Genomic DNA, 12,280 nt, shown 5'->3' with positions numbered 1-12,280 from the left:
GCTTACTGCTCTTTCTTCTCAATTTCTTTCTTGTCGGTCTCGTCGTGCTCTTTCATCATACCGTTCGTGGCATTTTTGAACTCACGGAGCGTCTGCCCCGCTGCCCGGCCGAACTCTGGCAATTTCTTCGGCCCGAAGAGGATGAGCGCGATGATGGCGATGACGAAAATACTGACGCCACCTGGGATACCGACGACGAGTGATGATTGTAGAAATTCCATTATTGATGGACCCCCTCAGCGGATGGATAGTGTTGCATAAAGTAAATGAGCGACTGGAGTTCGATCGACAAGTCGATATGATGGACGCGGACCGTGTCCGGTACAGTCAATCGCGCCGGCGTGAAGTTCAAGATCCCTCGAACGCCATAGCGGACCAAGTCATCGGCAACCGGCTGCGCGTAAGCGGACGGGACCGTGAGGATGGCGACATCGATTTTGTTTTGCTTCATGATTTGTTCCATCTCATCGACGTGATGAATCGGGACACCTGACATCGTCGTGCCGACTTTTGTCTCGTCTGCGTCGAACCCGACGACGATATGTGTGTTATTGTTTTTAAGGAAGTTATAGTTGACGAACGCTGTCCCGAGATGACCGACCCCGACCAAGGCGACGTTCGTGATCTCGTCTTGATTCAGCGTCTTACGGAAAAAGTCTAACAGATACTGTACGTTATAGCCATATCCCTTTTTACCGAGCGCACCGAAGTATGAGAAGTCACGGCGAATCGTTGCCGAATCGACCTTAACCGCCTCGCTCAGTTCAGCAGAAGACACACGCTGTTTCCCTGACGAATGTAGGCTTTGGATAAACCGATAGTATAGTGGCAACCGTTTGGCTGTCGCTTGCGGAATCTTTGGTTCGTTTTGACTCAACGGAAAGAGCCTCCTTTTTACGACGCGTTTCAAACGAATCTGATTTCATACACCTTGATTGTAAACGAATTCACATAAGCACTCAATGAATATACCTGAAAAGGGGAAGAAATAAAGTATACTAAACAGAGAGAAAGGGGTTTTTTCACTTGATCCTACTGCAAGTCAACAACTTATCCAAATCGTTCGGCGTCGAGCCGATTTTAGAGAATGTCAAACTAGAAATCCAAGAAGGCGAACGCGTCGCCCTCGTCGGCCGCAACGGCGCCGGCAAGTCGACACTGTTAAAAGTCATCGCCGGCGAGTACAACTATGACTCGGGCGACATCATGAAGCCAAAAGACGTGACGATCGGCTATCTCGCCCAAGACTCGGGGTTAGAATCGAACGAGACGATGTGGAACGAGATGCTCACCGTCTTCACCGATTTGATCGAACAAGAGAAGACGCTCCGCCAGATGGAGCAAGACATGGGCTCGGAGCGGATCTTGAACGACCCGGCCGCCTACGAGCGTCTGCTCGCGGCGTATGACGAGGAGCAGCACACGTTCAAAGACCGCGGCGGCTATCAGTATGAAGCGACGATCCGCTCGATCTTGCACGGGATGCGGTTTTACCCGGACGACTTCGAACGTCGGATCGACACGCTCTCAGGCGGACAGCGGACACGTCTTGCCTTAGCGAAGATGCTCCTGCAAAGCCCGGACCTGCTCATCTTGGATGAGCCGACGAACCATTTAGACATCGAGACGCTCAGCTGGCTCGAGAAATATTTGAGCGGCTATAAAGGTGCCGTCCTCATCGTCTCCCACGACCGTTACTTCCTCGACCGCGTCGTCTCGGTCGTCTACGAGCTGTCACGCAACCGCAGCCGCCGCTTCGTCGGGAACTATACAAAGTTCCTCGAGCAGAAGGCCGCGCTTTACGAGCAAGAGAAGAAGCAGTTCGATTCGCAACAAGAAGAGATCGCCAAGATGCAAGACTTCATCCAACGGAACATCGCCCGGGCGACGACGACGAAACGCGCCCAAAGCGTCCGCAAGCGGCTCGAGAAGATCGACCGTATGGACGTGCCGGACGGTGACGAACGGAGCGCGGTGTTGTCGTTCTCGATCAAACGTCAAAGCGGGAACGATGTGCTGAGCGGCAGCGACCTCGCCATCGGCTACGAGGAACCGATCGCACAACACTTGCGTTTCCAACTGCAGCGCGGCGAGTCGGTCGCCCTCGTCGGCCCGAACGGAGTCGGCAAATCGACGCTCCTCAAAGTGTTGACGAAACAACAACCACCGCTCACCGGTGACATCCGCTACGGTACCGGCGTCGAGATCGGCTACTACGACCAGGAACAACAGAACTTGTCGGACACGAACCGCGTCATCGATGAGATTTGGAACGACTGGCCGCTCATGCGCGAGCAAGAAGTCCGCAGTCTGCTCGGCCAGTTCTTGTTCAGCGGGGACGACGTCATGAAACGCGTCCAAGAACTATCCGGCGGCGAACGGGCCCGGCTGACGCTCGCCAAGCTCAAGCTCGAGCAACCGAACTTGCTCGTCTTGGATGAGCCGACGAACCACTTGGACCTCGACTCGAAGATGATCCTCGAGAACGCGCTCGTCGACTATCCCGGGACGATCTTGTTCGTCTCCCACGACCGTTACTTCATCGACCGGCTCGCGACGCGTGTCTTAGAGATCACGCCGAACGGCATCGATGAGTACCTCGGCGACTACTCGTACTACGTCGAGAAGAAAGAAGAGCTCGAGGACCTCGCCCGGCTCGCCCGCGAGGAGACGAAACAAGTCGTCGTCAAGAAGCAGCGCGCCGACAAAGAACAGCAGCGCGAAGAGCGCCGGTTGAAGCAGCGGGTCGAAGAGATCGAGCTGACGATCGAGCGCCACGAAGCGAGGCTAGAAGAAATCGAGCAGCTGTTGTGCGAACCGGACGTCTTCAACGACTTCGCTCGCGCCCAAGAACTGTCGACCGAGTCCGACGCGACGAAAGAGTCGATCACGGAACTGTTCGCAGAATGGGAGGAACTCCATTCATGATGCGTTCCCGTGCCATGCGGATCGATTGGATGCATGCGTTCCTGACCGGATTCGTCTACATCGTGCCGAGCGGGACCGAGTATATCTCGGAACTCATCCGTGGCGAGGCGACGAACGTCCCAATCATTTTATTTTACTTCCTGCCGATTGTCGTCGGGTTTATCATCCAAACATGGTCCGGTATCATCATCAGCCTGTTCAGCGGTCTCCTTATGAGCACGCTGTTCATCCGGCTTGTCATTTGGCCGATCGATGTCACGGTGCATAGCTTTTATGCGCCTGGCTCGGTCTGGGGCCACTTTTATCGAGAGACGCTGTTCATGTGGGTGCTCGCGTTTATCGTCTACGTCGTGAGCCGGGTGAATATGTGGTATCGAAATAATTATCGACAACCGAAAAACTGACGAAAGAGCGCCAATCCGCGTATAGCGGAAGGCGCTCTTTTATTATGATCGAGTATGCTGTTTGAACGTAAAACCCATCGTTAAAAAGATGTAGGGGAATGCCAACAAAATTAAATGGAAATATCCTATACTACCAAAGATGACTTCATCTTGTGCCGGATCAGACATCTCGTCTAAGTAAATGCCTAGGCTGTAGCTATACCAAATCACGTAAGCATAAAAGAATGCTGAAATACCGTAAATAATCTTTCCAATAAGATTTGTTTTACTCGTAGTCACCCCTACTAAAAGAAGGATTGGATAGAGGATTAGCAACGCGATTACAATGAAAAATAACGAATCTGGTTCAAAGTATTGAATGTTCATAGTTTACCTCGCCTTTAATAGTCTGGATTACAAAGTGCTTTATACGTATCCAACAATGAAACATCCGGTCGATTCGTATCTAGATTCCAAGATGATTTCCAAATCGTAGTCGGGTTAACTGCATGACAGATAAATTGATCTTTGAGCTTCGGGCGGTTTGCCGTACTTGTCGCTTGATACGAAGCGTCTGCTACAACTTCAGACCACATCTGTTTTCCGATGGCAGTTGACCCAAAAACGCCTAATAATGCGCCACCCAAAGTATAGCTAGCTGTAATATACGTTCGTGCACATGTCCGTGGATATACAGAAAAAGTATTAGAGTCCGTATACTTCGACGCTGTATTATCGATTGTATCCGAGCAGAACAATGGATCAGCGACTAAAGGATAATCCGTTCCTTCATAATCAATATGTTGGATCAACTGTTGGTCTTTAATCTCATAATATGTTTCGACTTCGTTTCCATTACTGTCTTTCGCCCAAGGGGAGCCAATGAAGACCTCTACCTCACCTTTTTCATTCACAATTTTGTACTCTCCATCTTCGTGAATAATTCGACTACCTTCAGTAATGTCTAAATCTAAGACATATTCTTTTGGCGACTCAGTTGATTCAATGTTGTAGAGGATTTGGACACCTCCTACTAAAGCCACATTTTCAATAGAATACTGTTCTTCTTTGTTTCTGAAAATCACTTTCCCTTCTTCTGTTTTATCGAATTCTAAATTTGAGTCTTCATGTATAATACTAAACTCATCACTTTCTTTCGTCATCGTAACTGATGGATTAGTGAAAAATACTTCAATTTCATTAAGCTGATCCGTATCGTTTACTAAACGATCCTCTTCAATCGAATCTACTTCTGCGTCTGGACGCAATTTCGATTCGCTCCCCCCTGTAGATGCGTAAGCTGGATGTGCTGTCCCCAGTATTGTAAATAAAGCCAAACTACTCATACATGCTTTCATTATAAAACCTTTACTTAACGTTGTGTCCCCCTACTATATAAGCTTTATATTTTGGGAAAAGACAAATATCGGCAGTTCAATCATCTGTTTTCTCTATTCTGCCCATGTCTTTCCCACCACTCTAATAGTATTCAAGATTGCTAATCAATTTTCTAGATGTCTTTTTTATCAAAACAAAAAGGACAATAGTACAACAATTTTCTTAGGTCATGAAAAATATACTAGGCTTATGGCCCTCAAAGTAACCATTTCCCATTTTTGTGATTATAATTTCATCCAGAGTCCACTATTAAAAAGATCACCATAAAGTGACGAGCCCGGTTCATCCGACTGTCAGATAGACTATGTAAACGAACAACAGAAAGTAGGTGAAATCAATGGAGTAGACTAAAAATATCCGCTTGATGGATTATGAATTGCGTCCCATCCATGCGCACATATTATTGGCCGGCTGACTATCGATACTCACTTGGCGCATTTTCTATAAAGTCTACCGTAGTTGCAGTTCTTTTCTCGTCGTCACGTTCTTCATCGAAGACAAATGAAAAAGGCTCACAGAGACGGACAATATCCGTTTCTGTGAGCCTTTTTTAGAAGTAGCGCAGCGGTTGGAAGCCGCGCGTGTGGAAGTCGAGCTTGATACCGTCTTCCGTGATAAAGAACACGTACTCGTTCGTATCGACGTCGCGGACGAACACTTTATAAAACGTCAGCGTCTCTTCGCGATTCGTCACATAACGGGCCTCATGGGCCGAGATGACTTGCGCGAACAGTTGTTGTTCGTCGAACTCTTTGACGAGCGCATCGAACTTGGCCGCTTCTTCCTCGGTCGCCTCACGGCCCGGGAAGAGCTCGTAATAGGCGTCGCTCGCTTTCGGCTGCACGCCGAGGTTACGGTCGACGACGATGACGCTCTTGATGTCTTGGTCTTCTAGATTCTTATAACCATACAGCGTCTCGATGAGTGTGTTCTCACCGGTCACACGGGTGATGCCTTCGAGCGTATCAGCGCCCGTCAGCGAACGGACCCGCGTCTCTTCTGGGACGATTTCTTCTACATAAGCGATATTATAAGCGCGGATGATCTCACGTACTTGCAAAAACGTCGCAACGACGAGCAATACGATGAGCCCTCCAATGATGATACGTTTCGTCATCTCTCTGTTCCCCCTAGACTGTCATGCTGTCTTCTAAGGATAACCCAGGAACCGCATTCATCGCCAGTGTATCGCGCTTGCCGCGCACATACGCGTGATGCGCCGCGACACCGATCATACCGGCATTGTCCCCGCACAGATTGAGCGGCGGGATGACGAGACGGATGCCTTCCCGTTCCGTCGCTTCCTTAAGGGCGGCCCGGAGCCCGCGGTTCGCCGCGACCCCACCGGCGACGAGCAGCTGCTTCGCACCTTTTTCTTTCACGGCCCGGATCGCTTTCTCCACTAACACCTCGACGACGCTCGCTTGGAAGCTCGCCGCCAAGTTTTCTGGGATCACCGTCTCACCGCGTTGTTCGGCGTTATGGACGGCGTTGATGACGGACGACTTGAGTCCGCTGAAGCTGAAGTCAAAGCTGCCGGCCTCGAGCCGGACGCGCGGGAACTTATACGTGTCTTCCCCGCTAGCTGCCAACCGGTCGATGGCCGGGCCACCTGGATAAGGGAGACTGAGCGTGCGGGCGACTTTGTCGTACGCCTCACCAGCCGCATCGTCACGTGTCTCACCGATGACTTCGAACACACCGTGCTCCGGCATGTAGACAAGTTCCGTATGGCCACCTGAGACGACGAGACAGACGAGCGGGAACTGCATCTCTTCGACGAGTTCATTCGCATAGATGTGTCCAGCGATGTGATGGACACCGATGAGCGGTTTACTGTGGGCGAACGCGAGCGCTTTGGCCGCACTGATCCCGACGAGAAGGGCACCGACGAGTCCTGGTCCTTGCGTGACCGCGACCGCGTCGACGTCATCCATCGTCACACCGGCTTCGCTAAGCGCGTCATCGATGACGTACGTGATCCGCTCGACGTGGTGACGCGAGGCGACCTCGGGTACGACACCGCCGAACCGTTTATGACTTTCAATCTGCGACGAGACGACGTTCGATAAGAGCGTCTTGCCGTCACGAATGAGGGCGACCGACGTCTCATCACAGCTCGACTCGATCGCGAGAATGAGCGATGTGTTCATAGTGATTCACTTCCTAACTTCGCCCAGTAAATATAGGCGTCTTCATTATTGTCTTGATAGTATCGTTTTCGGCGACCTGCGTTCTCGAAGCCGAACTGTTCATATAATTTTTGGGCACCGATGTTTGAGACGCGCACCTCGAGCGTGAGCGCGGCGAGTGACTTCGAACGGGCGAACTCGACGAGCTGCGTGAGGAGCATATTGCCGACGCCTTGGCCCCGGTATTCTGGTAAGACGGCGATGTTCGTGATGTGCCCTTCGTCGACGATTTGCCAGACGCCAATGAACCCGATGACGCGGCGCTCATGGACGGCGACGAAATAAATCGCCTGCTCGTTCTTGAGCATCTCGTTCATGAACGCTTCTTTCGTCCACGGGATGGCGAATGATGCCTCTTCGACTTTCGTGACTTCTTCGACATCGAGCCAGTTCATCCGACGGATTTTGATGTCAGCCATTGTTTTGTCCCTCGAGCCATTTTGCCTCGGCCTCAGCGAGACGAAGGTATTCCGGTTCGAACGCGTGCACGTCCGCCGTCGCTTCACCTAAAGCGACGAGGTCACCGGCCCGGCCATAACTGTGGGCGGCCGGCGCTTCTGTATAGTCATATGTTGCAAGCACGTCACGGAACGGCTCGACGTCACCAACGACGACGAACGGTCCCGTCATGTTCGCTTGTAGCCAATCGGCGACCGAGGCGTGACTGTCCGGTGTGACTTGTACGTTTTGTTGATAGTGCCCGATATAGGCGTTGCCGCGTCGCGCGTCAATGAGTGACACGACCGGAAGTTCGGTGTTCGGAGCCGCCGCCATGAGACGGAGCGCCGATACGCCGACGAGCGGAAGCTTCAACGTATAGGCGAGCGTCTTCGCCGTCGTCACGCCGATGCGGATGCCGGTGTAAGACCCAGGTCCCGTCGTGACGATGATTCGTTCGAGCTCGGTCGGTGTCCATTTGACGGCCGTCATGAGCTGTTCGATCATCGGCATGAGCGTGACGGCGTGGTTTTTCGAGACCATGACCGTCGCTTCTGCCTGGATGCTTCCGTTCTCACTGAGGGCGACGGACAGACGTGTCGTCGCCGTGTCGATCATCAGTTGCTTCATGCGAGCACCTCCTTGACGAGCGTGTCATACGCTTCACCAGTCGGTATGAACGTGATTGAACGTTCCTCGTCGCCTGTCCGTTCGATCGTGATCGCGAGGCGCTCGGTCGGTAGCGACGACTCGATCAAGTTCGACCATTCGACGATGGCGACGCCGTCACCATTGATGTATTCTTCAAGACCGATATCGTCCCCGGTGTCCTCGAGACGATAGACGTCCATATGGTAGAGCGGCAAGCGCCCTTGGTATTGTTTCATGATGGTGAACGTCGGGCTGTTGACGTTACGCGTCACGCCGAGTCCTTTGGCGAACCCTTGGGTGAACGTCGTCTTGCCGGCACCGAGGTCCCCGTTAAGCGTTATGACCGTTCCCGCTTTGACGAGCGCGGCGAGCTTTTCCGCTACGGCCTGCGTCTCTGGCGCGGAATGGGTAATCAATGTATACATGATGTTTCTCCTTTAGTCGATTCTAGCGATACGTACTCATTGTACACTCAATTTTAGGCAAAAAAAAACACGAAACGTCATCGTTTCGCTATCTCATTTAAAAATTGGTTGCGGGGGCTGGATTTGAACCAACGACCTTTGGGTTATGAGCCCAACGAGCTACCAGACTGCTCCACCCCGCGACGACATATGAAATTAAATAAAAATTGGTTGCGGGGGCTGGATTTGAACCAACGACCTTTGGGTTATGAGCCCAACGAGCTACCAGACTGCTCCACCCCGCGACGATTTGAATTGTTTCGACATCCTCTATAATAAGCGAGACTGTTATAAAATGCAACCTTTTTCTTAATGTTTTTTGGAAATTAGAATCGGGAACACTTAAAGGAGTGTAACTTTATTAACAGAAAAGGAGCGCGACCGACATGTCGAAATGGGGTAACCGCTTTAAAAAATGGTTCTTTTCCGAGTTAGATGCGTCCGTTTATTTCCATACGATCCCGTTCGTGCCGAAGCAGACCGTTCACGGGACGCTTCGCGTCTTGAACCCGACGTCAAAAGTGATCCGTCTGCATGAACTGACGCTCAACTTCCTGACGACGTTTAAAGACATCACGCTTGAAGGTAACGAATTCAACCGCGAGGCCGACATTCAGGAAGTCCCGATTCGCCTCACGGCCGTGCTTGAGCCCGGGGCAGAAGAACACATCCCGTTCACGTTCGACTTGACGATGTATGCCCCATCGACATCGGGCGCCCCTTACAGTGTCGAAGCGACCGTTTGGGACACCGATGGTAAACGCGTATGGTTCGACGTCGTCGAAAACATCGAGATCGAACCACTCCCTGAGTTGAAACGATTGCTCGAGGCGACCGAGCATGCCGGACTCGAGCTCATGTTCGTCCGCAACGTCATTGACCCGCTCGGTGAAGAACGACCTTATCCGTTCGTCGAGAAGTATGGGTTCAAGCCCGTCGGCGACTGGGCCGATGAGTTCGAGGTCGTGAAATCATTCTGGCGCATGGATGAAAATGGGGTCGACGTCTATTACTGGCTCGACAATATCGAACGACAGCGCACGCTCGACTCGATGGCGACCGACGTCGAACTCCGGCACCGATCCCTCACCTGGGAACAACTCGAGCACGAACAAGACCGCCTCGGACTCGGGATCCAAGATACGCTACGCAGCCACCGCTCTTCATGAGCGGTTTTTGTATGGACTTTTCTCAATCGTCCACCTGTCACCACTGATCGAGACGATCGTTTGAAAGTTGTCGCGATACGGATGCATGAACAGCTCGTATTGCAGACGCCGTTCTTCATGCGATGCTTTCAAGTATTCCATCTCCATCCCTCGCTCCGTTATGTCACGGGCAGCGCGTCGGGCGAACTCCGTATCCCCATCTGTATATAGGTAGACCGATATATCCATATACTTTAGATCGAGAAAGGCGACGCTCATTCCCTCGACGATGGTGACCTGCTTCTCGGGATCGATCCACGTCCGTTCGAGATACGGAACATCCATCGTATAAAACCCGACCCCTTCCTGTACCATCCGGACGTCCCGCTCGAGCGACAACAAGTGATGCGCCGCCGGATGACAGGCCGTCATCTTATAGTGATGCACCTTCCCATCGATCGTATAGTCGATCATCGCACTTTTCCGAAGCGTCGAGTCCGTGATATACGGGTCGGTGTTAATGTAGTTGACCTCACCTAGACGTGCTTGTAACTGTTTGGCGAACGTCGTCTTCCCGGCACCCCCGTGACTCGAAATCCCGATGAGCGTCCGTTCGTTCAGATCAATTTGATCGATGATTTGATCAATGAATCGCTCCATAATAAATCCCCCTTTGATACACTATACACAGAAAGGAAGTGTACCAATCCAATGTCGAACTGTCCATTTTGTCGTCCACATCTCGACCCGTCCCAACGCATCATCGCTGAGAACGATTCGTGCTACTTTCTGATGCATGACCGCGAACAAGACGTCCTTGTCGGTTCTGGTGTCATCGTCCCGAAACAGCATCGGGCGACAACGTTTGAGTTAACACCGACGGAATGGAGCGATACATACACCTTGCTTCATGACGCCAAGTCTTTCCTCGAGGAGACGTACGGTCCTGACGGCTATACGCTTGGCTGGAACGTCGGTACAGCGTCCAATCAGACAGTTCCACATGCCCACTTGCACATCATCCCGCGCTACGCAGACAGACCACATGCCGGCAAAGGGTTACGTCACTGGCTGAAGCGGCCGAAATGATCAAACAGCTCATCGTGTGATGATGAGCTGTTTCCGTTTCTCTTCCATGTCTTCGAGTTGTCGTTCCATACGCTCGACATCTCGCGTCATTTTCTCAATCAGTTTGGCGATCTCGCGATCGAGTCCGTTTACCTTGTCGAGTGAATCATTGATTCGTCCGTGCATCGTCCATTCAGAAAAGATATCATCGAGGAAGTAATCAGCGAACTGAATGAGTGATCCACGTTCGATGTGCAAGCCGCTGACGACTCCTTTCACATCAGCCAATTCACGCGCGAAACGCTCAAGTGCGGATTGGAGTTCATGCATCTTCCGTTCAGAAGCATCGATCGCGTCATGTTTCATCGCTGTCGCAATCAAGCCTCCTCCGAAGAACGTGTCATATGTCGACCAACTCTTCGCACTATCGAGATGTTTGAGCGTCTTTGAAATGGCAGCTCGCGCATCCTTTCCAGCTGCAATGGCTTCTTTATATTCAATGATCGCTTCGGTCGTCTCTACCTGTTGATTCGTGAGACGGTATAACGCTTCTCTTACGTCACGATCCTGCTTCAGGTGACCTTCTTTTTCTTTTATAAACGCTTCCCATTTTACATCGATTCCGTTATATGCCTTAAAGGTTTCATACAAATCACGACGCTCAAGCACTAACTCATCAATCATCGCCTCGTGTTCTCGTAGCTTGAATTCTGCCCGGGCCGCCTCTTCTAGTTCAATCGTACGTTGCTCGCTAAACGTTCCACGCAGCTTAAGCCACGCATTGACGAGTGAGAATGTCTCTAAGTCATAGACATCACGCTGTTCTTTCGTGAATGTATTGAGCAACTGTTTTCGTACGGTCTCATGTTCGACAATTTGTTTGTCGAGAGTCTTCAGTTTACGAGCTAATCGGTCTCGTTCAGCGAGACGCTGTTGAAGTATCAACTGGCGTTCATATAATTCATTCATAGTGGTAACTCCCTTTCTTCTGTAACCCTTGTCTCGTTGTACGATAAAATCCGCCATAAAGTTTCAAATGAACGACAAAAAAGGACGACCAAGCATGTGCTTGATCGTCCTTCATATTGCCCGGCAACGTCCTATCCTCACAGGGGGAGACCCCCAACTACTTTCGGCGCTGAAGCGCTTAACTTCCGTGTTCGGCATGGGAACGGGTGTGACCGCTTCGCTATCGCCACCAGACAAGTATTATAATACCGCTGTTTAATTAAAAAGTCAACGCTTTTTCTAAAAATAGTTTGTTTTATTATATATGAAACAAAAAGACGACCAAGCGTGTGCTTGGTCGTCTTTCATATTGCCTGGCAACGTCCTATCCTCACAGGGGGAGACCCCCAACTACTTTCGGCGCTGAAGCGCTTAACTTCCGTGTTCGGCATGGGAACGGGTGTGGCCGCTTCGCTATCGCCACCAGACAAGGGAATTGTTCCCTGAAAACTGAAGACTCATCAAGTTCAAACCGTTTCTAGATCAAAGCCTCGACCGATTAGTATCATTCAGCTCCACACGTCGCCGTGCTTCCACCCATGACCTATCTACCTCATCGTCTCTGAGGGGTCTTTCTTGATTGCTCAAAGGGAAATCTCATC

At 51.1% G+C, this 12,280-nt stretch carries 14 protein-coding genes, 2 tRNA genes and 3 rRNA genes; 4 read left to right on the top strand and 15 right to left on the bottom strand.

What is annotated here, in order from left to right; all coding sequences use genetic code 11:
• Positions 1–2: 2 nt before the first annotated feature.
• Together EVJ28_RS11480 and EVJ28_RS11475 are read right to left on the bottom strand one after the other, a co-directional pair.
• Entirely contained in the window at positions 3–221 is a 219-nt protein-coding gene (locus tag EVJ28_RS11480; RefSeq protein ID WP_016509907.1) for a twin-arginine translocase TatA/TatE family subunit, read from the bottom strand.
• Positions 221–877, bottom strand: a complete 657-nt coding sequence (locus tag EVJ28_RS11475) for a redox-sensing transcriptional repressor Rex (RefSeq protein ID WP_131458184.1) — start codon at positions 875–877, stop codon at positions 221–223. The genes EVJ28_RS11480 and EVJ28_RS11475 overlap by 1 nt, the downstream gene beginning before the upstream one ends.
• A 149-nt stretch (positions 878–1,026) precedes the next feature.
• Between EVJ28_RS11475 and EVJ28_RS11470 the strand changes: the two genes are divergently transcribed.
• Both EVJ28_RS11470 and EVJ28_RS11465 read left to right on the top strand, forming a co-directional pair.
• Positions 1,027–2,928: an ABC-F family ATP-binding cassette domain-containing protein gene (locus tag EVJ28_RS11470; protein ID WP_131489025.1), complete on the top strand. Its 1,902-nt coding sequence runs from the start codon at positions 1,027–1,029 to the stop codon at positions 2,926–2,928.
• Positions 2,925–3,332, top strand: coding sequence for a hypothetical protein (locus EVJ28_RS11465; RefSeq protein WP_233589699.1), 408 nt, complete (start codon positions 2,925–2,927; stop codon positions 3,330–3,332). Before EVJ28_RS11470 ends, EVJ28_RS11465 begins: the two co-directional genes overlap by 4 nt.
• Positions 3,333–3,712: 380 nt before the next feature.
• Here EVJ28_RS11465 and EVJ28_RS11460 read toward each other — a convergent pair whose 3' ends face one another.
• The 8 genes from EVJ28_RS11460 to EVJ28_RS11425 all read right to left on the bottom strand — a co-directional run bounded on the left by EVJ28_RS11460 (position 3,713) and on the right by EVJ28_RS11425 (position 8,699).
• Entirely contained in the window at positions 3,713–4,657 is a 945-nt protein-coding gene (locus EVJ28_RS11460; protein WP_161566981.1) for a DUF2599 domain-containing protein, read from the bottom strand.
• Positions 4,658–5,259: 602 nt separating this feature from the next.
• Positions 5,260–5,826, bottom strand: a complete 567-nt coding sequence (locus tag EVJ28_RS11455; RefSeq protein ID WP_071399028.1) for a hypothetical protein — start codon at positions 5,824–5,826, stop codon at positions 5,260–5,262.
• Between the two features lie 13 nt (positions 5,827–5,839).
• A complete protein-coding gene (gene tsaD / locus EVJ28_RS11450) occupies positions 5,840–6,862 on the bottom strand; it encodes a tRNA (adenosine(37)-N6)-threonylcarbamoyltransferase complex transferase subunit TsaD (RefSeq protein ID WP_131489023.1) in 1,023 nt (340 codons plus the stop codon).
• Positions 6,859–7,320, bottom strand: coding sequence for a ribosomal protein S18-alanine N-acetyltransferase (rimI, locus tag EVJ28_RS11445; RefSeq protein WP_131469529.1), 462 nt, complete (start codon positions 7,318–7,320; stop codon positions 6,859–6,861). The genes tsaD and rimI overlap by 4 nt, the downstream gene beginning before the upstream one ends.
• The gene (gene tsaB / locus EVJ28_RS11440) at positions 7,313–7,969 is read right to left on the bottom strand and encodes a tRNA (adenosine(37)-N6)-threonylcarbamoyltransferase complex dimerization subunit type 1 TsaB (RefSeq protein ID WP_131469530.1); all 657 of its coding nucleotides are present in this window, start codon (positions 7,967–7,969) and stop codon (positions 7,313–7,315) included. The genes rimI and tsaB overlap by 8 nt, the downstream gene beginning before the upstream one ends.
• Entirely contained in the window at positions 7,966–8,415 is a 450-nt protein-coding gene (gene tsaE / locus EVJ28_RS11435; protein ID WP_070328987.1) for a tRNA (adenosine(37)-N6)-threonylcarbamoyltransferase complex ATPase subunit type 1 TsaE, read from the bottom strand. The genes tsaB and tsaE overlap by 4 nt, the downstream gene beginning before the upstream one ends.
• A gap of 105 nt (positions 8,416–8,520) precedes the next feature.
• A tRNA-Met gene (locus EVJ28_RS11430) sits at positions 8,521–8,597 on the bottom strand.
• 25 nt (positions 8,598–8,622) lie between these two features.
• A tRNA-Met gene (locus EVJ28_RS11425) sits at positions 8,623–8,699 on the bottom strand.
• 141 nt (positions 8,700–8,840) lie between these two features.
• On the opposite strand from EVJ28_RS11425, the gene EVJ28_RS11420 reads away from it, so the two are divergent.
• On the top strand, positions 8,841–9,623 hold the full coding sequence (locus tag EVJ28_RS11420) for a sporulation protein (protein WP_016509933.1): 783 nt from the start codon (positions 8,841–8,843) through the stop codon (positions 9,621–9,623).
• On the opposite strand, the gene EVJ28_RS11415 is transcribed toward EVJ28_RS11420, so the two are convergent.
• The gene (locus tag EVJ28_RS11415; protein ID WP_131458174.1) at positions 9,618–10,262 is read right to left on the bottom strand and encodes a uridine kinase family protein; all 645 of its coding nucleotides are present in this window, start codon (positions 10,260–10,262) and stop codon (positions 9,618–9,620) included. The two genes, EVJ28_RS11420 and EVJ28_RS11415, sit on opposite strands and share 6 nt — an antisense overlap.
• Before the next feature lie 51 nt (positions 10,263–10,313).
• Between EVJ28_RS11415 and EVJ28_RS11410 the strand changes: the two genes are divergently transcribed.
• A complete protein-coding gene (locus EVJ28_RS11410; RefSeq protein WP_131458172.1) occupies positions 10,314–10,691 on the top strand; it encodes an HIT family protein in 378 nt (125 codons plus the stop codon).
• 9 nt (positions 10,692–10,700) lie between these two features.
• Here EVJ28_RS11410 and EVJ28_RS11405 read toward each other — a convergent pair whose 3' ends face one another.
• From EVJ28_RS11405 to EVJ28_RS11390, 4 genes are all read right to left on the bottom strand, one after another.
• Complete coding sequence (locus tag EVJ28_RS11405; RefSeq protein ID WP_131469533.1) at positions 10,701–11,639, bottom strand: coiled-coil domain-containing protein; 939 nt, start codon at positions 11,637–11,639, stop codon at positions 10,701–10,703.
• Positions 11,640–11,757: 118 nt separating this feature from the next.
• Positions 11,758–11,873: ribosomal RNA gene (gene rrf / locus EVJ28_RS11400) — 5S ribosomal RNA — on the bottom strand.
• 117 nt (positions 11,874–11,990) lie between these two features.
• Positions 11,991–12,106: ribosomal RNA gene (rrf, locus tag EVJ28_RS11395) — 5S ribosomal RNA — on the bottom strand.
• A 51-nt stretch (positions 12,107–12,157) separates the two neighbouring features.
• Positions 12,158–12,280: ribosomal RNA gene (locus EVJ28_RS11390) — 23S ribosomal RNA — on the bottom strand; the annotation flags it as partial.

Source organism: Exiguobacterium sp. SH3S3, assembly GCF_004337115.1.
Taxonomy (GTDB): domain Bacteria; phylum Bacillota; class Bacilli; order Exiguobacteriales; family Exiguobacteriaceae; genus Exiguobacterium; species Exiguobacterium aurantiacum_A.
Note: the sequence above shows the minus strand (reverse complement) of the source record. Positions and strands in the feature narration are given on the sequence as shown.